This window comes from Microbacterium dauci (genome assembly GCF_030065535.1).
In the GTDB taxonomy this organism is placed as follows: Bacteria; Actinomycetota; Actinomycetes; order Actinomycetales; family Microbacteriaceae; genus Microbacterium; species Microbacterium dauci.
In genome coordinates this window covers 269,451-293,937 of the sequence record NZ_JASJND010000006.1, presented here as the reverse complement: position 1 = coordinate 293,937, position 24,487 = coordinate 269,451, and the positions used below count along the sequence as shown (strand labels likewise).

The following is a 24,487-nucleotide window of genomic DNA, read 5'->3' as shown; positions in this document are numbered from 1 at the left end:
GTCCGTGTGCGCGAAGCGCGCGGTGTCGGCTCGGCGGGCGCCCGGTGCTCCGGACGCCCGCCGAGTCGACGTGCCGACTTACGGGTACGTGCTGTCGATGTACTCGACGAGCTCGTCGGTCGAGATGGTGCCGACCACCCAGTCGTTCATGCCGGTCCAGAACGAGCTGGTGCCGACAGCGGCGGGCATGAGGTCGGAGCCGTCGAACGCGAAGACGGTGTCCTCGGCCTGCAGGATCTCGATCGCCGCGCGACCGAGCTCGCTGCCGGCCAGCGACGCGTCGAGGCCCTTGTTGGCGCTGATGACGCCGCCGAGCTCGACGCGGAGGTTCGCCCAGGTGTCGCTCGACATGAAGGTCTGGACGGCGTCGACCGCCTCACCCTCGACGAACTTCGCCACGAACTCGCCACCACCGGTGACCGCGTCACCGGCTGCCGGGTCGGTCTTCGGGGTCAGGAACGCCCAGACGTCACCGTCGGGAGCGACCGTCGTGCCCTCGGGCCACTGCGCCTCGTAGAACGAGGCCTGGTGGTGCATCGAGCAGTTGCCGTCCAGGATCGGCAGACCACCGTCATTGAACGTGGTCGAGACGATCGACTCGACACCACCGAAGCCGCCGTTGACGTAGTCCTCGTTGAGGAGGATCTCACCGACCGCGTCGAACGCCTGACGGATCTCGGGATCGCTGAACTTCAGTTCCCCGGCGACCCACTGGTCGTACGCCTCGGGTCCGGCCATGCGCAGGACGAGGTCTTCGACCCAGTCGGTGCCCGGCCAGCCGGTCGCGTCACCCGAGCCGAAGCCGACGCACCACGGGCGGTACGTCTGCGAGTCGCTCTCGGATGCGAGCTGCTCGGTGATGTCCATGAGCTCGTCCCACGTCTCGGGGACTTCAATGCCCTTCTCGGCGAACTCAGCCGGCGAGTACCAGATCCAGCCCTTGACGCTCGCCATGAGCGGTGCCGAGTAGAAGGTGCCGTCGACGGTGCCGTAGCCCTTCCACGACTCCGACCAGAACTCGTCGACGTTGTCTTCGACGGTGGATGCCGCGGGCAGCACGTAGCCGTCGGCGACGAGGCGCTGCAGCAGACCGGGCTGCGGGATGATCATCAGCTCGGGCGCGTCACCGGCGGCGGCGCGGACGTTGATCTGCGTCTCGGCCTCCTGCGTGCCGACGACGTCGACCGTGATGCCGGTGCAGGCCGAGAACGTGTCGAAGGTCGTGACCATCGCGTCGAGCTCGACGCCCTGGATCGTCGTGTAGACCTCGACGGTCTCGCCGTCGTGCGTGCCGTACGCCTCGTACTCAGCGCAGTCCGCGTCGCCGGGCTCGGGCGCGGGATCGCCGCCTCCGGTACACGCTGCCAGGGACAGTGCTGCGACTCCCAGTGCCGCAATGGCGAGGCCGGCGCGGCCCCGTCGCACGTAGTTCATGTGGATCCTCCTCGTTGAGTGGTGCGGAACCTGGCCCCAGCACATCCGGTCGAGAAGAATCGGGCTGCACTGGAACCGCTTCCAGAACACCGTAGGGGCAAGCACCGTCCCGACACAATCATCGAATCGCGAGAATTCGCGGTCGTGATCAATCCGATATCTCCCGAGTGGGAGCGCTCCCGTCGTAACCGGTTCCACTTTGTCGCCGGGCGCGGTACTCTCGACCCGTTCAGAGAGGAACGAGCAACACATGGTGGGCATCTCGGATGTCGCCGCCCGCGCCGGCGTATCGAAGGCGACGGCCAGCCGCGCGCTCAGCGGGATCGGTTCGGTGTCGGACGACACCCGCGATCGGGTGCGCGCCGCGGCATCCGCGCTCGGCTACGTCCCCTCGACGAGCGCAGTCAGCCTCGCCACCGGGCGCACGCGCAACGTCGGCGTGATCATGCCGCACGTGAACCGGTGGTTCTTCGCCGAGGTGCTCGAGGGCATTCAGGTCGCGCTCCTCGAAGCCGGACTCGACCTGACGCTGTACGACGCGACGCCGGGCAGCGAGAACCGGCGCCGCGTGTTCGAGGAGTTCCTCGCCCGCAAGCGGTTCGACGGTCTCATCGCCGTCGGCCTCGAGCCCGCCGAGAGCGAGCTCGATGCACTCGTGGGCCTCGGCAAGCCGGTCGTGGGCGTCATCGGCACGCAGCGCACGACGAGTGTCGTGACCCTCGACGACGCCCACGCGGCATCCCTCGCCACGGCACATCTGGTCGAACTCGGCCACCGCGACATCGCGTTCCTCGGCGGGACGGATGCCACCCACTGGCCGCACGTCGAATCGGCTCGGTTCGCGGGGTACGAGGCCGAGATGCGACGGACAGGGCTCGAGTCCGCCATCGCCCGCACGCCCGCCGAACTGTCGATGCCCGCGGGCTACGCCGCCGCGGTCGATTTGCTGGGCGACGCGACCCGGCGCCCCACCGCGATCGTCGCGGCGTGCGACGAGGTGGCGATCGGCGCGATCATCGCGGCGCGCCGGCTCGGCATCCTCGTGCCGTCGGCGCTCAGCGTCATCGGCATCGACGACCACGTCAACGCCGAGATGTTCGCCCTCACCACACTGCGGCAGGTTCCGCGCGAGCAGGGCCGCGTCGCCGTGGAGCTCCTCCTCCGACACTTCGACCAGCCCGACATCGAACCCATCACGCTCAGCATCAAGCCCCGACTCGTCGTACGGGGCTCGACCACCGGCGTGGCCGGCGGACCCTCGGCCGCGGTGCTGGACGCGGGGTTCCCGACGGCGGGCTGACGCGCGCGCGGCATCCGCTTGTCGAATATCCGCGGTGGAACGCAGGAACGCCCCGGATGCCGAAGCATCCGGGGCGTTCCCAGAAGGTGAAGTGCCTTACTTGACGGTGACCGTCGCGCCGGCAGCCTCGAGGGCCTCCTTGGCCTTGTCGGCAGCTTCCTTGTTCGCGCCCTCGAGCACGGCCTTGGGAGCACCGTCGACGACGGCCTTGGCCTCGCCGAGGCCGAGCGAGGTGAGCTCGCGGACGACCTTGATGACCTGGATCTTCTTGTCGCCAGCAGCCTCGAGGATGACGTCGAAGGAGTCCTTCTCCTCGACCTCTTCGGCAGCAGCGCCGCCACCGGCGCCGGCAACGGCGACGGGAGCAGCAGCGGTGACCTCGAACTTCTCCTCGAACGCCTTCACGAACTCGCTGAGCTCGACGAGGGTGAGGCCGGCGAACTGCTCGAGCAGCTCCTCGGTGGAAAGCTTCGCCATGATGTATCTCCTAGATAGATGGGGGTTGTGGGGAAGAGATCCGCTGCGCGCTTACGCGGCCTCAGCGGTCTCCAGCTTTTCGCGAAGCGCGTCGATGGTGGCGGCAGCCTTGCCCATCGTCGCCTTCATCATGCCCGCGGCCTTCGCCAGCAGAACCTCACGGCTCTCCAGCGAGGCGTACTTGTTGACCTCGTCGGCAGTGAGGGCGTTGCCCTCGAAGATGCCGCCCTTGATCACGAGAAGCGGGTTGGCCTTGGCGAAGTCACGCAGGGCCTTCGCGGTGGCGACGAAGTCGCCGTGCACGAACGCGACGGCCGAGGGACCCTTGAGGTCCTCGTCCAGCGCCGTGATCCCCGCGTTGTTCGCGGCGATCTTGGTCAGCGTGTTCTTCACCACGGCGTACTGCGCGTCCTGACGGATCGTGTTGCGCAGCTGCTTGAGCTGGGCAACCGTCAGACCGCGGTACTCGGTCAGCAGAACGGCGTTCGAGTCCTCGAAGTTCTTCGTGAGCTCGGCGACCGATGCATCCTTCTGCGCCATGGTCACTCCTTGATGTGTACGAGACGCTCCGCGGCGGCGGGGCGCCCACCTCGGCCCGCGGTCACCCGGCAATGAGAAAAGCTCCGGCGCAAGCGCACGGAGCTTCTGGCCCGGTTTCCCGGAAGTCGTTTCGTACACCTGCGTGGGCCCCTGCATTGCAGAGCTTCGATCGATGTGCGAGAACGCACGCCGATGACCGACGGTCTTTGGCTTGTCCCCCAGCATACGCGCCCCGCCGCGCCCCGCCAAATCCTGGTTGCACGCGACGCATCCGCGACGCGCGGCGGGTCGGGGCGGGCGTGCGGGAGAGGCAACGTAGGCTCGACGGGTGACACCCGAACTCGCCGCCAGGATCGTCGCGGACTCCCGCGACCGGGTGGCGTGGATGCGGGCCCGCTCCCGTGGGATCACCGCCACCGACGTGGCCGGGCTCACCAGCGAGCGCTCCATCGCTCGCGCCGCCGACGCGAAACTCGGCGGGTCGGGCTTCAGCGGCAACGCCTACACGGACCACGGCCGCCGCCGCGAACCCGAGATCGCCGCGTGGGTCGCCGCGACCCACGGCATCCAGCCCTCGTCGGCGCTCTTCCACGCCGAGATCGAGAAGCGGCACCTCGCCACGCCGGACGGGATCATGGTGGATGCCACCGGCCGCGTCACCCTCGCCGAGATCAAGACCACGAACAAAAGCTGGCGCTCGATCCCCCGCACCTACCTGCGGCAGGTCTGGTGGCAGCAGCACGTGCTCGGCGCCGAACGCACCCTCGTGGTGTGGGAGGAGCACCAGGACTTCGTGCCGCTGCGCGACGAGCCCCGCTGCGCGTGGATCGACCGCGACGAGCACGAGATCGGCTCGCTCGTCCGCCTGGCCACGTCGTTGATCGACGAGCTGTACCACCGCACGACCGGGCTGACCCCGCCGGTGCGCGAAGCCGTCCAGCCGGTGAGCCGCCGCGAGCAGCTGCGCGAGCGCGACATCTTCCGCGCACTCGCCCTCGCCGACTGACCCGCGCCGCGGGGCCGAGGGGCGGTGCGTCGGCGGCGCGCGCACACGGATGCAATGGATCGCGGCGGACACGCCGCGGCGCGACATCCCGTCCCCGGCGTGTCGTGCGCAAGGCATTGCATTCGCGCGCGGGCGACGCGCAGACATCCCGGCGGCATCCGTCGCCCCCGGATCGAGACAGTTGACTTTCGTCAAGTAGTGGATATAGTTGACATTCTTCAACCTTTGAGTTTTGTCAACCACCTCGCTCTCGAACCCCGGAGACGCATGTCCACCGCCACCCCCACCGCGGCCCCGCGCCACGTGCTCACCGCCCTCTCGGGCCTCCTCCTCGGCATGTTCGTGTCGATGATCGCCTCGACCGTCGTCTCGACGTCGCTGCCCGTGATCGTCCACGACCTCGACGGCGACCAGGGCGTGTTCACCTGGGTCGTCACCGCGATGCTCCTCACCACGGCCATCTCGACGCCGATCTGGGGCAAGCTCGCCGACCTGGTGAACCGCAAGGTGCTGTACCAGGTGGCCCTCGTCATCTTCGTGATCGCGACCGCCGCGGCCGGGTTCGCGCAGGACCCCGGCACCCTCATCGCGTTCCGCGCCGTCCAGGGCATCGGTGCCGGTGGCCTCGCCGCCCTCAGCCAGGTGCTGATGGCCGACATCATCAGCCCGCGCGAACGCGGGCGCTACATGGGCCTGTTCGGTGCCGTCATGGCCGTCGCAACCGTCGGTGGCCCGCTCCTCGGCGGCCTCATCACCGACAGCTTCGGCTGGCGCTGGAACTTCTTCGTGTCGATCCCGATCGCGGCCGCCGCGATGATCATCGTGCAGCGCACGCTCCCGCACGCCGCCCCCGCGCAGCGCAAGGTCCGCATCGACTACCTCGGCATCGTGCTGCTCTCGACCGCCGTGTCGCTGCTCCTCATCTGGGTGACGGGCGCCGGCGGTTCGTTCGAGTGGTGGGGCCTCGAGACGATCCTCATGGTCGGCGGCGCACTCGTCGCGACGGCGCTGTTCATCGTCGTCGAGATCCGCTCCGCCGAGCCGCTCGTGCCGCTCAGCCTCTTCCGCGACCGCACCTTCACCCTCGCGGTGATCGCTTCGATCGCCACCGGCATCGCGATGTTCGGCGCGTCGGTCTTCCTCGGTCAGTACATGCAGATGGCCCGCGGCGCGACGCCCACGGAGGCCGGCCTCATGACGATCCCGATGATCGCGGGACTCCTGCTGGCGTCGGTCGGCGTCGGTGCACTCATCACGCGCTACGGCCACTGGAAGCCCTACCTCGTCGTCGGCGGCATCCTGCTCACGGCTGGCGCGATCCTGCTGTCGACCATCCACTACGACACGAACTTCGTGCTCGTCTCGGTCTACATGTTCCTGCTCGGCGCCGGTGTCGGCATGACGATGCAGAATCTGGTCCTCGCCGTGCAGAACACCGCGAAGCCCCGCGAGATGGGCGTCGCGAGCTCGGGCGTCACGTTCTTCCGCAGCCTCGGCGGAACCGTCGGCGTCTCGCTCATGGGTGCCGCGCTCGCAACCCGGGTGACCGACCTGTTCGGCGACTCGCGCGAGCGCATCGGCACCGCCCTGGCGGGGCTCGGTGCAGAGGGAGCGAAGTGGGCCGAGCAGCTGCAGTCGGGCGCGCTCCCGCAGGTGTCGGCGATGCCGGAGTCGCTCCGCGTCATCATCGAGGACATCTACGCGCAGGGCATCTCGTCGGCGTTCCTCATCGCCGTGCCGTTCGCCGTCGTGAGCATCATCGCGATCGTCTTCCTGCCGAACACCTCGCTGAGCCGGATGACGACGTCCGAGCGTCGGAACGCATCGGAGGCCGACCTCGCGACCGTGTCGGTACCCGAGGGCATGAGCGTGCTGACCGCGACCGGTTCCGTGTCGGTGGTGAGCGGGCGCTCTACGATGGACGATCGTGACTGACCGATCCGATCCCGAGCGGATGGCCGCCGTGCGCGCCCTCGAAGACGAGTTCTCGAGCCTCATCGCGATCTTCCGCCGGGCGATGGCCGAGAACGCGGAGCGGGTGAGCCCGGGCATGCTGCCCGGCGCATACAAGGTGTTCACCACGATCGCCCGTCAGGACGGCATCACGCTCTCGCAGCTCGCCGAGTCGCTCATGGCCGACAAGGGCCAGATGAGCCGCACGGTTCGGGAGCTGGAGGAGCTCGGGCTCGTCGAGCGCACCGCCGATCCGAGCGACAAGCGCTCGAGCCTGCTCTCGGTCACCGCCGACGGTCGTGCCCGCCTGACCGAGGCCCGGGCGCCTCGCGAGCGCGCGCTCGCGGGGGCGCTGGAGTCGTGGCGCATCGAGGACATCTCGACGCTCTCGCGCCTGCTCCACGCCCTGTCGCACGGAGATGCACCGGGCGCCTGACGGGCTTCTCCACCCTGTCGCACCGGCGTAACACCGTCGAGACAATCTCCCGCTTGACTGGTGCCTACACCGAGCATCACCGTGCGGCCGACGTCGACCGGCGCGGGGAACAGGAGCGACCGATGCGATTCCGGCCGCTGCGATCCGCAGCAACCCCAGGGGCGGAGCTCGTCGATGTGACAGCGCCCCCGCAGACGATGCGGGCCGTCGTCTACGACGAGCCCGGTGATGCGGCCGTGCTCCGCGAAGACCAGGTGCCGGTCCCGGCCCCGGTTATGAGCGAGCTGTTGGTCCGCGTCGTCGCCGCAGGGCTGAACCCGATCGATGCGAAGACGCGTGCCGGCGGCGGCGTGAGCGGCCAGATCACCGACTCCCCCACCGGACTCGGCTTCGACTTCAGCGGCGTCGTGGTGAAGAGCCCGTACGAGGCGCACCCGCTGCAGCCCGGCGAACAGGTCTTCGGCATGGTGTCGTTCCCCCGCTCAGGCGGCAGCTACGCGGAGTACGTCGTCGTGCCGAGCCTGTCGGTCGCGCGCAAGCCCGCCGCGCTCTCGCACGTCGAGGCGGCAGGCGTTCCACTGGCTGCTCTCACCGCCTGGGGGCTCGTCGTCGAGACGGCGCACGCCCACGAAGGGCAGCGTGTGCTCATTCACGCCGGCTCGGGCGGCGTGGGCCATTTCGCAGTGCAGCTCGCGGCCTACTTCGGCGCGCACGTCACCGCGACCGGCTCCGAGCGGAACCTGCCCTGGCTCCGCGAGCTCGGCGCATCGGTGGCCGTCGACTACGCGACCACGCGATTCGAAGACGTCGTCGGAGAGATGGACGTCGTGATCGACCTCGTCGGGAACCTCCATGACGACACCGGCACCCGCTCGCTCTCGGTGCTGCGTCCCGGTGGCCTGTACGTGATGGTCCCCACCGGCGGATGGCCCGACTACGCGGATGCCGCGGCGAAGGCGGGCGTCCGTGCGACGACCTACAAGGTGGTGCCCGACGGCACCGTGCTCGCGACGATCGGGCGCCTGCTCGAGTCGGGGGCGATCCAGGTCTACGTCGACCGGGTGTTCGATCTGTCGGATGCCGCCGAGGCGCACCGCGAGCTCGAGCGGGGGCATGCCCGCGGAAAGCTCGTGCTGCACGTCAGCGAGGCCTGACGCCGGTTCAGTCCTCGAGCGGGCGGAGGATCCGGTCGAGGAAGCGGCGGGTCCGCTCCTCCGCCGGCGCACGGAACAGGTCTTCCGGCGCACCGCGCTCCACGACCACGCCGCCGTCGAAGAACACGACTTGGTCGGCGACCTGGCGCGCGAACTGCAGTTCGTGGGTGACGATCACCATCGTCCAGCCCTCGTCGGCGAGCTCCTTCAGCACCTGGAGCACCTCGCCGACGAGTTCAGGATCGAGCGCGCTCGTCGGCTCGTCGAACAGCAGCAAGTCGGGTGCGAGCGCGAGCGCGCGCACGATCCCGACGCGCTGCTGTTGACCGCCGGAGAGCTCATGCGGGTAGGCGTCGCGCTTCTCGGCGAGGCCGACGCGGGCGAGCAGCCGCTCGGCCTCGGCGATCGCCTCGGCGCGCGGCATCCGCTTCGCGTGCACCGGCCCCTCGATGACGTTCTCGAGCACCGTGAGGTGCGGGAAGAGGTTGTGGTGCTGGAACACCATTGCCGACGCGTCGCGAAGCGCCGCGCGCTGGGTCTTCGTCGGCGCGGTCTCGAAGTCGTGCCGCCACTCCCCCACCGAGACGACACCGGCGTCGGGGGTCTCGAGTCCGTTGAGGCACCGGAGGACTGTCGTCTTGCCAGATCCGCTCGGGCCGATGAGGCAGACGACCTGGCCGGATGCGACGGTCAGATCGATGCCGCGGAGGACGTGGTTGTCGCCGAAGGATTTTTCGAGTCCGGTGACCTGGAGCAGTGGAGCGTCAGTGTGCGACACGGCGATCGAGCCTCCGTTCGATGCGGTCCTGCCCGAAGGACAGGACGAGGCAGAAGAGCCAGTAGATGAAGGCCGCTTCGATGTAGATGACCATGAACTCATAGCTGAACGCGGCGATGTTCTGGGCCACGCGGAACATCTCGGTGACCGTGATCGTGGCCACGAGCGACGTGTCCTTGACCAAGGAGATGAACGTGTTCGACAGGGGCGGCACCGAGACTCGAGCGGCCTGCGGCAGGATGATGCGTCGGAGCGTCGTCGCTCGCGAGAGCCCGACGGTGAAGGCGGCCTCCCACTGCCCCTTGGGCACGGAGAGGATCGCTGCCCGGATCACCTCGGCGGCATACCCGCCGACGTTGAGCGACAGGGCGATGATCGCCGCGGCGAACGCGTCGATGCGGATGCCGATCTGCGGGAACCCGTAGAAGACGATGAAGATCTGCACCAGCAGGGGCGTGCCGCGGATCGCGGAGATGTAGACGCGGGCGATACCCGCGAGGACGCGGCTCCCGGAGATCCGCATCAGTGCAGCGGCGATCGCGAGCGCGAGGCCGATCGCGAACGAGATGAGCGCGAGGGGCATCGTCACGGCGAGGCCCGCACTCAGCATCGGCCAGAACGAGGTCAGGATCAGTTGCCAGGTCTCGGCGTCCACCGGCATCCTTTCGCAGAACGGGAAACGGGCTCGGCGCGCGCCTCACGACGCCACGCCGAGCCCGAAGGGGTGCGTGTCACTCGGTGACGTCGTCCCCGAAGTACTTCTCGCTGATCTCGGCGAGGGTTCCATCTTCGCGCAGTTCGGCCAGCGCGCCGTCGATCGCCTCGATGAGGGCGGTCTTGTCCTGCGTCGCCGCGATCGCACTGCGGGCGGGGTCGGTCTCGGCGGCGATCTTCAGACCGGTCGGACCGTCGGTCTTTTCGTAGTCGAGGAACGTCAGCTTGTCGTTGACGGTCGCATCGACGCGGTCCTGACGGAGCAGCTCGACGGCCTGGGCCCAGCCCTCGATCGGGGTGACCTCGGCGCCGGCTTCTTCGGCGAGCTGGTAGAAGTTGCTCGTCAGCGACTGCGCGGTCTTCTTGCCGTCGAGATCGGCGAAGGTCGAGATCGAGTCATCGTCCTCCTTCACCACGACAACGCTCGGCGAGACGGTGTACGGCTCGCTGAAGAGGTACTTCTCCTCGCGCTCCGGGTTGATCGACACCTGGTTGGCGATGACGTCGAAGCGACCGGCGTCGAGGCCGGCGAAGATGCCATCCCACTGCGTCTCGGCGAAGGTGATCTCGAGATCGAGCTTCTCGGCGACGGCCTCGATGATCTCGACGTCGAAGCCGACGAGCGCGCCGGTCTCGTCGTGGTACGAGAAGGGACGGTAGGTGCCCTCGGTCGCGACCGTCAGGGTACCCGCCGACACGAGACCGAGGTCGTCACCCGCATCGCCGCCGGGCTCGGTGCCGCCGGACGAGCAGGCGGAGAGGGCGAGGGCTGCGGTCAGAGTGAGCGCGCCGAGCGCGACGAGACGACGGGACATGGGACTCCTTGGTGGGGCTGGTGGTGCGGGTCGCTCGTGCATGATCCGCGCGGCGACCCCCAAGTACAACACGAGGCCTCCTCGGATCTTCCCGCGTGTGACGTGTTGTTTCCCGGGGATCAGCTCGGAAGCCCGGCGCCGAGTTCGGCCAGCACCTCCGCCGCGTCGTCCCGCACGGCGAGCCCGGCGGCCTGCCCCACCCACAACGACGAGAGCTCGGGGTCGCCGGCCGCGGCGGCGCGGAAGACGCCCGTCAGCCAGTTCTGCGCCGGGAACGGCGCGACGCGCCCCGTGGCCTCGATCTCCCTGACGGCCCGGTTCGGGATGCCGCGCGCGAGGCGCCCGCTCATGGCGCGAGTGAGCACGGTGTCGGTGTCTGCGGCGGCTGAGATGGCCGCGCGGTGCGCAGGCGATGCTGCCGACTGCCGGGTCCGGAGGAACGCGGTACCGACCTGGACTCCCGCGGCGCCGAGGGCGAACGCTGCCGCGACGCCGCGCCGATCGGCGATGCCGCCTGCCGCGATCACCGGGATGTCGACCGCGTCGACGACCTGCGGCACGAGGGCGAACGTGCCGACGAGGGAGTCCTCGGGTTCACCGTGGAACGTCACGCGATGTCCTGCCGCTTCGGCGCCGCTGGCCACGACGGCATCGACGCCGCCCGCCGCCAGTGCGATCGCTTCGGCAACCGACGTCGCGGTCCCGATCACGCGGATGCCGCGGCGATGCGCTTCGTCCACCACGGCGGCATCCGGCACACCGAAGACGAAGCTCACCACTGCGGGCGCGGCTGCCCACACCGCTTCGACCTGCTCCTCGAACGGAGGGAGGAAGCGAGCGGGCGCCGGAGGAATCGGGACGCCCGCGGCGGCGAAGAGCGGCGCGAGCGCCTCGCCGAAGCCGGCGAGATCGACGTCGTCGGGTGTCACTTCTGTACCGGTGGGAGGCCAGAGGTTCAGGGCGAACGGCCGATCCGTGACAGCTCGCAGCGCACGGGCTGTGGCCGCGATGCGGTCGGCGTCGTACCCGTACAGGCCGAAGGAGCCGAGGGCGCCGGCCTCGCTCACGAGCGCCGTGAGTTCGACCGAAGAGAGCCCGCCGAACGGGCCGAGCACGACGGGCAGGTCGACACCGAGTGCGCGCTGGAGCGAAGTGGTCATACTTCGACGCTACGCCCGGGAACGACGACGGGGCCCCACCCGAAGGTGGAGCCCCGTACGTTCAGTGCGTTCAGACGAGCGCGTTCACGTCCAGCGGGATGCCGGGACCGAACGTGGTCGAGATGGCGCCCTTCTGGATGTAGCGGCCCTTCGAGCTCGACGGCTTGAGGCGGACGATCTCCTCGAGCGCGGCGGTGAAGTTCTCGTTGAGCTGGTCAGCCGAGAACGACGCCTTGCCGACGACGAAGTGTACGTTGGCGTGCTTGTCGACGCGGAACTCGATCTTGCCGCCCTTGATCTCCTCGACGGCCTTGGCCGGGTTGGGGGTCACGGTACCGGTCTTGGGGTTCGGCATGAGGCCACGGGGTCCGAGGACCTTACCGAGGCGACCGACCTGACCCATGAGCTCGGGCGTGGAGACGGCGGAGTCGAACGCGGTGTAGCCCGCGGCGACCTTCTCGATGAGCTCGGCGCCACCGACCTCGTCGGCACCGGCAGCGAGGGCGGCTTCAGCGGCCGGACCCGTCGCGAACACGATGACGCGGGCGGTCTTACCGGTGCCGTGGGGCAGGATGACCGTGCCACGGACCATCTGGTCCGCCTTGCGCGGGTCGACGGCGAGCTTCAGCGCGACCTCGACGGTCGAGTCGAACTTCTTCGAGCCGGTCTCCTTCGCGAGCGCGACGGCGTCGGCGGAGCTGTAGAACGTGTCGCGGTCGATCTTCGCCGCGGCTGCTTCGTAAACCTTGGACTTAGCCATGATGTTCTTCCCCTCAGCCCTCGACCGTGATGCCCATGGAGCGGGCAGTGCCGGCGATGATCAGCGAGGCAGCCTCGATGTCGTTCGCGTTCAGGTCGGGCATCTTCGTCTCAGCGATCTGACGGACCTGCTCCTTGGTGAGCTTCGCGACCTTCGTGGTGTGCGGGGTCGGCGAGCCCTTGGCGACGCCGGCAGCCTTCTTGATCAGCTCGGCGGCGGGCGGGGTCTTCAGGATGAACGTGAAGCTGCGGTCCTCGTAGACGGTGATCTCCACGGGGATGACGTTGCCGCGCTGCGACTCGGTCGCGGCGTTGTACGCCTTGCAGAACTCCATGATGTTGACGCCATGCTGACCGAGCGCGGGGCCGATCGGCGGCGCCGGGTTGGCTGCACCGGCGTTGATCTGAAGCTTGATCAGGCCGGTCACCTTCTTCTTCGGTGCCATTCCTCTTCCTTTCACGAGCGGGGTGGATGCCCCGTTCTCCCGCGGGCCCGGCGGTTCCGGGTCGCGGTGTCCGTTTCCGTGCACGCCGAAGCGGCACACAAACCACATGAGTCTACCGCATCGCGGCATCCCGGTCGAACGACGAAAGCCCCGTCGGAGCGGGGCTTTCGTGCGACGTTGTGCTTACTGCTTCGTCACCTGGTCGAAGCTGAGCTCGACCGGCGTCTCGCGCTCGAAGAGCGAGACGAGGACGGTGAGCTTGCCGCTCTCGGGCTTGATCTCGGAGATCGACCCGGGCAGGCCGGCGAACGAGCCTTCCTTGATCGTGATGGTCTCGCCGATCTCGAAGTCGACCTCGGTGACAACCGAACGCGCCTGCGTAGCCGAACCCTTGGCTGCGGCCTTGGCGGGAGCGGCTTCCTTGACCTCGACGAGCGACTTCAGCATGTTGAAGGCCTCTTCGAAGCGCAGCGGCGTCGGGTTGTGGGCGTTGCCCACGAAGCCGGTGACACCGGGCGTGTGACGGACGACCGACCAGGTGTCCTCGTTGAGTTCCATACGGACGAGCACGTAGCCGGGGATCCGGACGCGCGTGACCATCTTGCGCTGACCGTTCTTGATCTCGACGACGTCCTCCATCGGGACCTCGACCTGGTAGATGTCCTCTTCGACCTCGAGCGTCGACTTGCGCTGCTCGATGTTGGCCTTCACCTTGCGCTCGAACCCGGCGTAGGAGTGGATGACGTACCACTTGCCCTCGAGCGAGCGGAGCTCGGCGCGGAACGCCTCGTACGGGTCGTCGGACTCGGGCTCGTCATCGCCAAGCTCGGGACCGTCGTACGGGGTGACCTGCTCGGCAGCCTCGGCTGCGGCTTCGGCCTGCTCGTCGGCGAGCGACTCGGTCAGCACCTCGGCGGCGGCCTCGGCCTCGCCGGTCTGGTCGATCTCGAGCGCGTCGTTCACGACGGCATCGGCTTCGGGGTCTTCGATCACGACGTCATCCTCATCGGTGGGCTGCTCATCGGCAGCGGCCTCGTCGTCCTCGATGTGGAGGGCGGCGTGCTCTGCGGCTTCGGCGGAACGCTCCTGGTCGGCCAGGATGTTGCCTTCCTGGGCCTCGTCGTCCTCGCTGGACTGCTCCGCGGCGGTCGACCAGTCGGCGTCGTCGACATATCTTTCAGACACTTGATTCACTTCCTCAGTGGTTCGGATGCCGGGCGGTTCAGCACGCCGCATCCATGCGGACAGGCGTCCGTCGTCACACCGGGACGCCGAAGACGACGTCGACGATCCAGGTGAACAGCAGGTCGAGGCCGTACACGAACGCCATCACGACGACCACGAAGGCCAGGACGACCGCGGTGAACTTCAGCAGCTCCTGCCGGGTCGGGGTGACGACCTTGCGGAGCTCCGCGAACACCTGACGGATGAAGAGGGCGATCCGCTGGAAGACGTTGAGCTTCTTCTCACGGGTGGCGCCGCCTGCTGCGACGACCTCGCCGTTCGGCTCATCCTGGACCATTCAACCCACCTGTTGCTCGGTTCGAGTCAGCTGACGCTGACACGCAGGGCGGACAGGAATCGAACCTGCAACCTGCGGTTTTGGAGACCGCTGCTCTGCCAATTGAGCTACCGCCCTAAGGTCTTTCGACCCGGGAATCCGCACCCTCCGGAGCCCTGTGGGCACGGCGAAAGAATGCAGACAACTGCGTCGTCCAGTGTACGTCATGCGGGAAGGAGTCGCGAACCGCGGCCCCTCCCCGCACGCGTCGTGCGAGAAACCAGCTGCCGCGCGAGAAACCGGTGCTGGTGTGGCTTCTCGCGCTGAATTGGTTTCTCGGCAGGGTCAGGGCGCGACGCGGATGAGCTTCTTGTTGACGAACTCGTCCGCCGCCAGCAGCCCCATCTCGCGGCCGGTCCCGCTGCGCTTCACACCGCCGAAGGGCAGCGCCGGTTCGTCCGCGAGCACGAGGTTCACGTAGACCATGCCGGCGTCGATCTTGTCGGCGATGCGTGCAGCCTGCTCGGCGTCGGTGGTGAACACGTACGAGCCGAGGCCGAACGCGGTGTCGTTGGCGATGGCCACCGCCTCGTCCTCCCCCGACACCCGGTAGACGACGCCGACGGGGCCGAAGAACTCCTCGCGGTACGCGTCCATCTCGGGGGTGACGTCGGTCAGAACGGTGCCCGGGTAGAACGCGCCGTCGCGGACGCCGCCCGCCACCAGCGTGGCGCCCGCGGCGACCGCGGCATCCACCTGCGCAGCCAGCCGCTCGGCCGCGGTGAGCGAGGAGAGCGGGCCGAGGACCGTGTCTTCCGACAGCGGGTCACCGACGGTCGCCGCGGTCATCGCAGCGGTGAACTTCTCGAGGAATGCGTCGTACAGGTCGTCGGCGACGATGAAGCGCTTGGCCGCGTTGCACGACTGCCCCGTGTTGTCGAGGCGCGCGTCGACGGCGGCCTGGACGGTGGCGTCGAGGTCGTCGGTCGAGAGCAGAATGAACGGGTCGGAACCGCCGAGCTCCAGGGCGACCTTCTTCAGGTGGCGGCCGGCGATCTCGGCGACCGCCGCACCGGCGCGCTCGGAGCCCGTCACCGAGACGCCCTGGATGCGACGGTCGGCGATGACCTCGGCCGCCTGGTCATTGGTGAGCCGGACGTCGGCGTACGCCCCCTCGGGGAAGCCGGCATCCGCATAGATCGCGGCGATCGCCGCGGCCGACTCCGGGCACTGCGGTGCGTGCTTGAGCAGGATCGTGTTGCCGATCGCAAGGTTCGGGGCCGCGAACCGGGCCACCTGGTAGTAGGGGAAGTTCCACGGCATGATCCCGAGCAGTGCCCCGAGCGGCGCCCGTCGGATCACCGCGGTGCCGTCACCGTCGATCGTGAGCGGGCGGTCGCCGGTGATCTCGTCGATGTGGTCGGCGTAGTACTCGGTGATGTCGGCCGCGAAGTCGACCTCGCCCAGTGCCCCGTCGATCTGCTTGCCCATCTCGCGGACGATGAGCTCGGCGAGCTCCTGACGGCGTTCGCGGTGCAGTTCCGCGACCTTCCGCAGCAGCGCAGCGCGCTCGGCGGGGGTGGAGCTCCGTCCCCAGCCACGGGATGCCGCGTCGGCGGCGGCGATCGCCGACTCGACCTCGGCGGCGGTCGCCGTCGGGTAGCTGGCGAGGGTCTCGCCCGTCGCGGGGTTCACAACCTGGTAGTCGCTCATGGTGCTCCGTTCCTGTGTGCGTACGTGGTCAGTTCGGGATCAGCGTGTACTTCACGCTGAGGTACTCGTGGATGCCTTCGAGGCCGCCCTCGCGGCCGACGCCGGACTGCTTGACGCCGCCGAACGGTGCGGCGGCGTTCGAGACGACGCCGACGTTGAGGCCCATCATCCCGGTCTCGAGCCGGTCGATCATGCGATGGCCACGGGCGAGGTCCTGCGTGAAGACGTAGGAGACGAGGCCGTACTCGGTGTCGTTCGCGAGGCGGACGGCCTCGTCCTCGTCCGAGAACGTGCTGATCGCGAGCACCGGCCCGAAGATCTCCTCGCGGAGGATCGCGCTGCCCGCGGTCACGCCTTCGACCACGGTCGGCTCGTAGAACGTGCCCTCGCCCTCGACCGCGTGCCCGCCGGTGACCACGCGGGCACCACGCTCGACAGCATCGGCGACGAGCTCCCCCGCCTTCGCGACCGCGCGGTCGTCGATGAGCGGACCGATCTGCACGCCGTCTTCGGTGCCGCGGCCGATCGTCATCGCTGCGACGCGCTCGGAGACGCGACGGGAGAACTCGGATGCCACGGCCTCGTGGACGATGAAGCGGTTCGCAGCCGTGCAGGCTTGACCGATGTTGCGGAACTTCGCGAGCATCGCGCCGTCGACCGCCTTGTCGAGGTCGGCGTCGTCGAACACGACGAACGGCGCGTTGCCCCCGAGCTCCATCGAGACCCGGAGCACGCCCTCGGCGGCCTGCGCCATGAGCTTCCGGCCGACGGGTGTCGAGCCGGTGAACGACAGCTTCCGGAGGCGCGGGTCGGCGATGATCGGCGCCGAGACGTCGCCCGACGAGGTGGTCGTCACGACGTTGACCACGCCGGCGGGAACCCCCGCCTCGACCAGGAGCTGCGTGAAGAACAGCGTCGTCAAGGGGGTCAGCTCAGCTGGCTTGATGACCACCGTGCAGCCGGCAGCGAGCGCCGGTGCGATCTTGCGCGTCGCCATCGCGAGGGGGAAGTTCCACGGCGTGATGAAGAAGCAGGGGCCCACCGGACGCTGCGACACGACGACGCGACCGGTGCCCTCCGGGTTCGACCCGTACCGGCCTGCGACGCGGACCGCCTCCTCGCTGAACCAGCGCAGGAACTCGCCGCCGTAGGCGACCTCGCCGCGCGCCTCGGCGAGCGGCTTTCCCATCTCGAGCGTCATCAGCAGTGCGAGGTCTTCCGCATGCGCCCGAACCAGGTCGAACGCGCGCCGCAGGATGTCGCTGCGCTCGCGGGGAGCGGTGGCCGCCCAGGCCTCCTGGGCGGCCACCGCGGCGTCAAGCGCACGCAGGCCGTCGGCCGGCGACGCATCCGCGATCTCGCGGATGACGGCGCCGGTGGCGGGGTCGCGGACGGCGAAGGTGCGCGCGTCGGCGGCATCCGTCCACTGCCCGTCGATGAACAGCTGGGTCGGTACCCGGGCGAGCAGGTCGCTCTCGCTGTCGGTCATCGGGTGCGCTCGCTTTCTGCACGCGCGCGGCGTGCGCTCACGGGGGCGTCCATCCCCAGGGTCTCACCCCGGAAGAAGGCCGGACGGGCGAAAGACTGCCAGATCATGACCGCGAGGCCGATGCCGATGATCAGGATGCCGAGGATGAAGACGATCCCGAGTCCGCCGACGTTCGCCCCCGAGCCGTACGCAGGATCCATCGAGTCGATCAGCGTCGTGACGAACAAGACCGCGAGGATGACGCCGCCCACCAGCGGGAACAGGAACGTGAAGAAGACGTTCCGCACCGAGTCGAACCACTGCTTACGGAAGTACCAGACGCACGCGAACGCGGTGATGCCGTAGTAGAAGCAGATCATCATCCCCAGGGTGAGGATCGTGTCCCACAGGGTGTTCTCGCTGACGAGCCGCATCACGACGTAGAACCCCGAGGCCACGATCGCCGAGGCGATCGTCGCGTAACCGGGCGTGAAGAACCGCGGGCTCACTTTCGCGAATGCAGGCGGCAGTGCCCCGTAGTGCCCCATCGCGAGGAGGGTGCGAGCGGGCCCGACGAACGTCGACTGCAGCGACGATGCCGAGCTCGTGAGCACGGCGAGGGACACGAGGAATGCGAGCGGCCCGAGCACCGGGTCGGACAGGAAGAAGAAGACGTTCGCCTGGATGTCCTCGTTGCCGAGGCCCAGCTCCCCCGTGCTGACGCCCGCGAACATGATCATCGCGACGGCGAGTAGCAAGTAGAGCGACACGATCGTGATCACGGTGACCGTCGCCGCCCGGCCCGGGGTCTTCTCGGGGTCCTTCGTCTCCTCGTTCATGGTGAGCGTGACGTCCCACCCCCAGAAGATGAAGATCGACAGCGAGAGTCCCGCGGCGAGCGCGCTGAACGACGAGATTGCGAACGGGTTGAACCACTCGAGGTCGAACGGCTGCGGATCGAAGCCGCCGCCACCGACGACCTTGGCGATCGCAACCACGGAGAACAGCACGAGGACGGCGATCTGGAAGGTCACCAGGACGTACTGCAGCTTCTGGGTGGTCTGCATGTCGCGGTACGAGACCCACGTCGCCCCGAGCATGAACAGCAGGCATACCGCGATGTTGATCCACACCTCGAACGCCAGGTTGGCGACGCCGGGGTCACCGGTGATCTGCGAGATGAGCAGGAACAGGAATTCGACCGCGACGCCGGCGAGATTCGACAGGACGAGAATCGTCGCGACGACGAGCCCCCACCCGGCCATCCAGCCCACCCACGGGCCGAACGCGCGCGTCGCCCACGTGAACGAGGTGCCCGCGTCGGGCATGCGGTTGTTGAGCTCGCGGTAGCCGAACGCGACGAGCAGCATCGGAATGAAGCCGACGAGGATCACCGCCGGGATCGGCGCACCCACGGCCGAGGCGGTCGGGCCGACCGCGGCCGTGAACGTGTACGCCGGTGCGATGCAGGAGATGCCGATCACGACTGCGCCGATCAGGCCCACTGTGCCGGCACTCAGCCCTTTGTTGGACAGGCCGCCGTCGACGGGAGCCTGCTCAGGTGCGTTCGTGCTCATCATCGAGCTCCTTCGCTCTGCCGCGTCCGCGGGACGACGATCATCGGGACCGGGATGCGGGTCAGCAGCTTCGCCGCCGTCGACCCGAGGAACAGCCGTCGCGGCTGTGCGAGACGGCTCGATCCGACGAGCATGATCTCGCCCGGCAGCCAGTCGAGGTGCGCGACGGCGCTCTCGATGTCGTCGCCGCGCGCCGCGAGGATCTCGGCCGGCACTCCCGTAGGCACCCGCTCGAGCACGGTCGTGAGCACCTCTTCGGCGTGCGCGGCGCCGGCGAGCCGGATGACGCCCGTGTCGACGGATGCCGGCAGGTCGACGGTCACCAGCGAGACGAGCCGGAGCGACGCGCCGGTCGACGCGGCGAGGGCGATCGCCTCGTCGAGCAGCACGTCTGCACCGGCGCGCGTACCGATCGCGACGGTGAGCCTCGGTACGCCGGCATCCGTCACCCGCTTGCGCGCACCGCGGGGCACGAGCACGACGGGGACATCGGAGGAGTGCAGCAGCTGCGTGGTCGTCGAGCCGAGGCGGTGCCGCCCGCGCGCGCCGCCGTCGGCAGCGCCGACGACGATGTGCGACGCGCCGAACTCGCCCGCCGCGGCGACCAGCCCCTCGGGGAACGACTCTCCGTAGCGGGCGTGCTCGCGGGAGACGACACCGGCGGGCACTGCGGCCGCGGCATCCGCGAGCCAGGCCTCTGCCTGTCCGAGCAGGTAGCGGTCGTACGACGCGTCGGGCGGCGTGATGACGCTGCGGCCTTCGGCCGGCAGGACGAGCACGATGTCGAGTTCGGCACCGGATACCGCGGCGAGACCGCTCGCGACGGCGACGGCGTCGAGCCCCGCCTTCGTGGCGGTGTAGCCGACGACGATGCGGCCGGTCACGACCGGACCTGCGCGAGGATGTCGGCGGCCGCGAGGCGCCCCATGCGGATGGCGCCGTCGACGTGCTGGTAACCGGCGCCCGCCATGTCGCTGCAGGCGAAGCGGATCGGGCCGACGGGGCTGCGGAGATCCGCGCCGTAGCGATGGAGGCCGCCGAGGTCGAAGCTCGCGGCATACGCGCCGCGGGTCCACTCCTCGCTCCCCCAGTCGCTCTCGTAGTAGACGACCGGGTCGAGCGCCTCGGGTCCGTAGTAGTGCGAGAGCGATTCGAGGATGCGGGTCTTCCGCTCCTCGGCGCTCAGCGTGAACACGTCGTCGGCCTGCTGGTCGGACACGAACCCCACGAGCGTGCCGCGCTCGTCACCGTGGTTCGTGTTGTCGTACGCCTCGTGACACACCTCGTACGGGCTGAACGCGGTGCCCGAGAGCCCCTGCTCGCGCCAGAACGGGCGGTCATAGACGGCGTGCACCTTGATGACGAAGCCCATCGAGATGTGCTGGTGCATCTGGTGCTGGCGCCGCGGCAGCGCGGGCACGAACGAGATGCGGTTGTAGAGCACCGGCGCGAGCGCGACGACGGCGGCACGGGCGCGGACGCTCATCCCGTCGGCGACCGCACGGACACCGGCATCCGACCATTCGAGGGTCCGCACCGGCTGTCCGAGGAAGACGTCGTCGCCGAGTCGCTCCGCGAGCAGCACCGGCACCTGCTGGAGCCCGCCGACCACCCGCTTGTCGAGGATGAAGTCGGCGTCGACGAGGTTCGAGTAGCTGCCGGCGCTCGCCGCCATGAGGAGCGACTGCAGCAGCGAGAACGTATGCGTGGGCTTCGTGAGCATCGCCGAACCGGTCGCGAACGCGAGGTTGCGGACCGCCTCGTCGTCGTCGGTCTGCTGCCGCAGCCACGCGTCCCACGAGATCGTGTCCCACTCCGCGGCGTTCGGGTGTGCCCATGGCTGGTCGGGATCGATCTCGGCGACCATCGCGTCGAGTCGCTGGGTGAGCTCGTCGATGACGGCCTCGGTCTCGGGCGCGACGGGGAACATCTCGCCGGTGAAGCGCGACATCTCACCACTCGGGCCGACATACACGCTGTCGCCCTCGCGGTAGCGGCTGTACGTCTCGAGGCCGAGCTCGGCGATCGTCTCCTTCAGCGCATCCTGGTCGGGCGAGACCCACTGTCCGCCGATCTCGAGCATCGCGCCGTCGATGACGTCGGTCCACAGTCGCCCGCCGACGCGGTCACGCGCCTCGAGGACGGCGACCGACAGACCGGCCTTGCGCAGTTCGTTCGCAGCGGTGAGGCCCGCGGCCCCCGCGCCGATGACGACGACATCTCTGGTGGTCTCAGTGAAATCCGTGAGTTCACTCATGTGCTTCGCCTTTCGTCCGATCGGATGCCGCGGCTCAGGCGGCAGCAAGGGCGGCGACGACGACGTCGAGCCCTTCGTGCAGGAGCGCGTCGCTGATCGACAGCGGCGGCAGGAAGCGGAACACGTTGCCGTATGTCCCGCACGTGAGGACGATGACACCCTCGGCGATGCACGCCTTCGCGATGCTCGCGGCGAGCGCGGCATCGGGAGCACCGGTCTCGGGGTCGATGAACTCGGCGGCGATCATCGCGCCGTGGCCGCGCACGTCGCCGATGCGTGCATCCGCCGAGGCGAGGCTCTGCAGCCGACCCTTGAGGATGGTCTCGATCTGCTGCGCCCGCTCGATGAGCCCGTCGTGCTCGAACGCGTCGATCGCGGCGAGCGCCGCGGCGCAGGCGACCGGGTTGCCCCCGTAGGTGCCGCCGAGGCCGCCGGTGTGGGTCGCGTCCATGATGTCGGCGCGACCGGTGACCGCGGCCAGCGGCATCCCGCCGGCGATACCCTTGGCGGTCGTCACGAGGTCGGGGACGATGCCGAACAGCTCGCTCGCGAACATCGCGCCGGTGCGGGCGAAGCCGGACTGCACCTCGTCGGCGATGAAGACGACGTCGTTCGCGCGGCACCATTCGACGAGGGCCGGAAGGAAGCCGTCGGCCGGCACGATGAACCCGCCCTCGCCCTGGATCGGCTCGATGATGACCGCAGCGAGGTTCTCGGCACCCACCTGCTTCTCGATGACCGAGATCGCCTTCGCCGCGGCATCCGGTCCCGACAGCCCGTCGCGGAACGGGTACGACAGCGGCGCGCGGTACACCTCGGACGCGAACGGGCCGAAGCCGCTCTTGTACGGCATCGACTTCGCGGTCAGTGCCATCGTGAGGTTGGTGCGGCCGTGGTAGGCGTGGTCGAAGGCGACGACGGCCTGCTTGCCGGTGTGCTTGCGGGCGATCTTGATCGCGTTCTCGACGGCCTCGGCGCCCGAGTTGAACAGCGCGCTCTTCTTGGCGTGGTCGCCGGGCGTGATGCGGTTGAGCGCTTCGGCGACGGCGACGTACGACTCGTACGGCGAGATCATGAAGCAGGTGTGGGTGAACTGCGCCGCCTGCGCCGCGATCGCCTCGACCACCTTCGGGTGGGCGTTGCCGACGCTCGTGACGGCGATGCCCGACCCCAGGTCGATGAGCGAGTTGCCGTCGGCGTCGACGACGACGCCGCCACCCGCTGCCACGGCCTCGATCGGGACGGTGTGGCCGACACCCGCCGCGACGGCGGCGGCCTTTCGGGCGAGGAGCTCCTGCGAGCGCGGGCCGGGGATCGCGGTGACGAGGCGGCGCTCCTGCGCGAGCGCGGGGCCACCGAGCGGGACGGATGCGACGGGGGTGGTCATGTCGCGAGCGTATTGCCACCCGTCACGCGCGGTCACTGGCCGCTGCGTATGAGATGTGGCTCGCCATGTACACCATGTACAGTCACCTCGTCACGACTGCAACGGAGGCGGCATGGTCACGCTCGACCCCGGTTCGACGCTGCGCGCACTGCTCGCGCGGCGCGAACTCGACCTGCGGCTCGCGTCGGACGGGTTGCCGGCCGACGCGCTCGAACAGCCCATCCGCTGGGTGCACAGCACTGACCTCGCCGATCCGACGCCGTTCCTGACCGACCAGGTCGTCCTCCTCACGACCGGCACCCAGTTCGGCGACGACACCGGGTATGACGAGTACGTGGGGCGCTTGGTCGATCGCGGCATCACGGCACTCGGCTTCGGCACGGAGGTCGTCCGCGACGGCATCCCGGCGGGACTCCGCGACGCATGCGACCGCCGGCGGATGCCGCTGTTCGAGGTGCCCTACAGCACCCCGTTCATCGCCGTCGCGCGTGCGAACGCCGACGCGATCGCCGCGCAGGCGTACGCCCGGCGGAGCTGGGCACTGTCGGCGCAGCGTGCGATCGCGCTCGCGGCGCTCCGCCCCGACGGGCTCGGCGCGACGATCGCCGAACTCGCCAAGCAGCTCGACACGTGGGTCGGCATGTACGACGCCGCCGGAGCGCTCGTGCGGGAGCATCCGACCGGCACGCTCGACGCCGCGACCGTCGGCTCCCTCGGCGACGAGGTCGGCGCAGTGCTCCGGCGCGGTGCCCACTCGGGGTCGTCGCTGCGATCCTCCGAGACCGCGTTCACCCTGCAGACGCTCGGCCGCGGCGGCGCCCTGCGCGGCGTGCTCGCGATCGGGTCGGGCACTCTCGACCGCGAGGGACGCGACGTCGTGACCGCAGTGCTCGCGATGGCGGGGCTCGCGCTCGAACAGCACCAGCGGTTGAGCCGGGCGCGGGCGGCGTTGCGCACCGGCGTCGTCCACGCGCTCCGCGCGGGCGACGTGACCCTTGCGGGTCGCATCGCACGCGACGTCGGCGGCCCCTTGCCCACTGAGCCGATCGTCGTGGCGGTGGCGGATGCCGCGGGCACGACGGCGGAGCAACTGCTCGAGTTCCTCGAGCTCCGCGCCGAGGAGCGGCAGGGGTCGGTGTTCTCCGGCGCGGACGAGGACGGTGCCGTCATCGTCGTGCGCGAAGCCGACGACGCGGTGCTCGAGGAAGCTGCGATGCGGTTCGGCGTGCGGGTCGGTGTCTCGGGTGCCGGGGCGTATGACGGGTTCGAGACCGCGCACGCCGAGGCGCTGCTCGCCCGAGACCGCGGCGCAGCAGCGGTGAGCCGCGTCGCGGACCTGCGCGCGGGCGGCATCCTCTCCCTCGTCCCGGACGATGCGGGCGCCACCCTCGCCCGCGCGCTGCTCGACCCGCTCGCTCCGGAGCTGGCCGCGACCGTGCGCGCGTGGCTGCACGCCGACGGCTCCCACGAGCAGGCTGCGCTGGCACTGGGCGTGCACCGCCACACGGTGCGCACCCGCCTCGCCGCAGCGGAGCGCACCCTCGGCGTCGACCTCTCGTCGTTCGCGGTCCGCGCCGAGCTGTGGGCCGCGTTCCGCCTCGTCGAGGGCTGA

General features: G+C 69.3%; 23 protein-coding genes and 1 tRNA gene. 6 read left to right on the top strand and 18 right to left on the bottom strand.

Going from position 1 to position 24,487, the window contains the following annotated elements; all coding sequences use genetic code 11:
* Window positions 1–78: 78 nt before the first annotated feature.
* Window positions 79–1,434 carry an ABC transporter substrate-binding protein gene (locus QNI14_RS10205; RefSeq protein WP_283716487.1) on the bottom strand — a complete coding sequence of 452 codons (1,356 nt, stop codon included), beginning with the start codon at window positions 1,432–1,434 and terminating at the stop codon, window positions 79–81.
* Between the two features lie 250 nt (window positions 1,435–1,684).
* On the opposite strand from QNI14_RS10205, the gene QNI14_RS10200 reads away from it, so the two are divergent.
* Complete coding sequence (locus QNI14_RS10200) at window positions 1,685–2,734, top strand: LacI family DNA-binding transcriptional regulator (RefSeq protein ID WP_283716486.1); 1,050 nt, start codon at window positions 1,685–1,687, stop codon at window positions 2,732–2,734.
* Window positions 2,735–2,830: 96 nt separating this feature from the next.
* Here the strand turns inward: QNI14_RS10200 and rplL are convergent, their stop codons facing one another.
* Both rplL and rplJ read right to left on the bottom strand, forming a co-directional pair.
* Window positions 2,831–3,211 (bottom strand): 50S ribosomal protein L7/L12, encoded by a 381-nt coding sequence (rplL, locus tag QNI14_RS10195; RefSeq protein ID WP_283716485.1) that lies wholly within the window; start codon window positions 3,209–3,211, stop codon window positions 2,831–2,833.
* Between the two features lie 51 nt (window positions 3,212–3,262).
* Complete coding sequence (rplJ, locus tag QNI14_RS10190) at window positions 3,263–3,751, bottom strand: 50S ribosomal protein L10 (protein WP_283716484.1); 489 nt, start codon at window positions 3,749–3,751, stop codon at window positions 3,263–3,265.
* 328 nt (window positions 3,752–4,079) lie between these two features.
* Between rplJ and QNI14_RS10185 the strand changes: the two genes are divergently transcribed.
* The 4 genes from QNI14_RS10185 to QNI14_RS10170 all read left to right on the top strand — a co-directional run bounded on the left by QNI14_RS10185 (window position 4,080) and on the right by QNI14_RS10170 (window position 8,300).
* Complete coding sequence (locus QNI14_RS10185) at window positions 4,080–4,757, top strand: YqaJ viral recombinase family protein (protein WP_283716483.1); 678 nt, start codon at window positions 4,080–4,082, stop codon at window positions 4,755–4,757.
* A 267-nt stretch (window positions 4,758–5,024) separates the two neighbouring features.
* The gene (locus tag QNI14_RS10180) at window positions 5,025–6,692 is read left to right on the top strand and encodes an MDR family MFS transporter (protein WP_283716482.1); all 1,668 of its coding nucleotides are present in this window, start codon (window positions 5,025–5,027) and stop codon (window positions 6,690–6,692) included.
* Window positions 6,685–7,146, top strand: coding sequence for a MarR family winged helix-turn-helix transcriptional regulator (locus tag QNI14_RS10175; RefSeq protein WP_347177834.1), 462 nt, complete (start codon window positions 6,685–6,687; stop codon window positions 7,144–7,146). Before QNI14_RS10180 ends, QNI14_RS10175 begins: the two co-directional genes overlap by 8 nt.
* A gap of 122 nt (window positions 7,147–7,268) precedes the next feature.
* On the top strand, window positions 7,269–8,300 hold the full coding sequence (locus tag QNI14_RS10170; RefSeq protein ID WP_283716481.1) for an NADP-dependent oxidoreductase: 1,032 nt from the start codon (window positions 7,269–7,271) through the stop codon (window positions 8,298–8,300).
* A gap of 7 nt (window positions 8,301–8,307) precedes the next feature.
* On the opposite strand, the gene QNI14_RS10165 is transcribed toward QNI14_RS10170, so the two are convergent.
* The 15 genes from QNI14_RS10165 to gabT form a co-directional block, all read right to left on the bottom strand.
* Window positions 8,308–9,078, bottom strand: a complete 771-nt coding sequence (locus QNI14_RS10165) for an amino acid ABC transporter ATP-binding protein (RefSeq protein WP_283716480.1) — start codon at window positions 9,076–9,078, stop codon at window positions 8,308–8,310.
* Window positions 9,065–9,739, bottom strand: coding sequence for an amino acid ABC transporter permease (locus QNI14_RS10160; protein ID WP_283716479.1), 675 nt, complete (start codon window positions 9,737–9,739; stop codon window positions 9,065–9,067). Before QNI14_RS10160 ends, QNI14_RS10165 begins: the two co-directional genes overlap by 14 nt.
* A 70-nt stretch (window positions 9,740–9,809) precedes the next feature.
* The gene (locus QNI14_RS10155; RefSeq protein ID WP_283716478.1) at window positions 9,810–10,607 is read right to left on the bottom strand and encodes an amino acid ABC transporter substrate-binding protein; all 798 of its coding nucleotides are present in this window, start codon (window positions 10,605–10,607) and stop codon (window positions 9,810–9,812) included.
* Window positions 10,608–10,726: 119 nt separating this feature from the next.
* Entirely contained in the window at window positions 10,727–11,767 is a 1,041-nt protein-coding gene (locus QNI14_RS10150) for an NAD(P)H-dependent flavin oxidoreductase (RefSeq protein WP_283716477.1), read from the bottom strand.
* A 70-nt stretch (window positions 11,768–11,837) separates the two neighbouring features.
* Entirely contained in the window at window positions 11,838–12,527 is a 690-nt protein-coding gene (gene rplA, locus QNI14_RS10145; RefSeq protein WP_283716476.1) for a 50S ribosomal protein L1, read from the bottom strand.
* A 13-nt stretch (window positions 12,528–12,540) separates the two neighbouring features.
* Window positions 12,541–12,972, bottom strand: coding sequence for a 50S ribosomal protein L11 (gene rplK, locus QNI14_RS10140; protein ID WP_184219227.1), 432 nt, complete (start codon window positions 12,970–12,972; stop codon window positions 12,541–12,543).
* Window positions 12,973–13,155: 183 nt separating this feature from the next.
* Entirely contained in the window at window positions 13,156–14,157 is a 1,002-nt protein-coding gene (nusG, locus tag QNI14_RS10135; RefSeq protein ID WP_283716475.1) for a transcription termination/antitermination protein NusG, read from the bottom strand.
* Between the two features lie 73 nt (window positions 14,158–14,230).
* Window positions 14,231–14,494 carry a preprotein translocase subunit SecE gene (secE, locus tag QNI14_RS10130; protein WP_283716474.1) on the bottom strand — a complete coding sequence of 88 codons (264 nt, stop codon included), beginning with the start codon at window positions 14,492–14,494 and terminating at the stop codon, window positions 14,231–14,233.
* 44 nt (window positions 14,495–14,538) lie between these two features.
* Window positions 14,539–14,611 (bottom strand) — tRNA-Trp (locus QNI14_RS10125).
* Between the two features lie 207 nt (window positions 14,612–14,818).
* Window positions 14,819–16,186: an aldehyde dehydrogenase family protein gene (locus QNI14_RS10120; protein WP_283716473.1), complete on the bottom strand. Its 1,368-nt coding sequence runs from the start codon at window positions 16,184–16,186 to the stop codon at window positions 14,819–14,821.
* A 28-nt stretch (window positions 16,187–16,214) separates the two neighbouring features.
* The gene (locus QNI14_RS10115) at window positions 16,215–17,675 is read right to left on the bottom strand and encodes an NAD-dependent succinate-semialdehyde dehydrogenase (protein WP_283716472.1); all 1,461 of its coding nucleotides are present in this window, start codon (window positions 17,673–17,675) and stop codon (window positions 16,215–16,217) included.
* Window positions 17,672–19,231, bottom strand: a complete 1,560-nt coding sequence (locus QNI14_RS10110) for an APC family permease (protein WP_283716471.1) — start codon at window positions 19,229–19,231, stop codon at window positions 17,672–17,674. Before QNI14_RS10110 ends, QNI14_RS10115 begins: the two co-directional genes overlap by 4 nt.
* A complete protein-coding gene (locus tag QNI14_RS10105) occupies window positions 19,231–20,115 on the bottom strand; it encodes a universal stress protein (protein WP_283716470.1) in 885 nt (294 codons plus the stop codon). The genes QNI14_RS10110 and QNI14_RS10105 overlap by 1 nt, the downstream gene beginning before the upstream one ends.
* Window positions 20,112–21,488: a flavin monoamine oxidase family protein gene (locus QNI14_RS10100; protein ID WP_283716469.1), complete on the bottom strand. Its 1,377-nt coding sequence runs from the start codon at window positions 21,486–21,488 to the stop codon at window positions 20,112–20,114. Before QNI14_RS10100 ends, QNI14_RS10105 begins: the two co-directional genes overlap by 4 nt.
* A gap of 34 nt (window positions 21,489–21,522) precedes the next feature.
* Window positions 21,523–22,875: a 4-aminobutyrate--2-oxoglutarate transaminase gene (gene gabT, locus QNI14_RS10095; RefSeq protein WP_283716468.1), complete on the bottom strand. Its 1,353-nt coding sequence runs from the start codon at window positions 22,873–22,875 to the stop codon at window positions 21,523–21,525.
* Between the two features lie 112 nt (window positions 22,876–22,987).
* Between gabT and QNI14_RS10090 the strand changes: the two genes are divergently transcribed.
* Window positions 22,988–24,487, top strand: coding sequence for a PucR family transcriptional regulator (locus QNI14_RS10090; protein ID WP_283716467.1), 1,500 nt, complete (start codon window positions 22,988–22,990; stop codon window positions 24,485–24,487).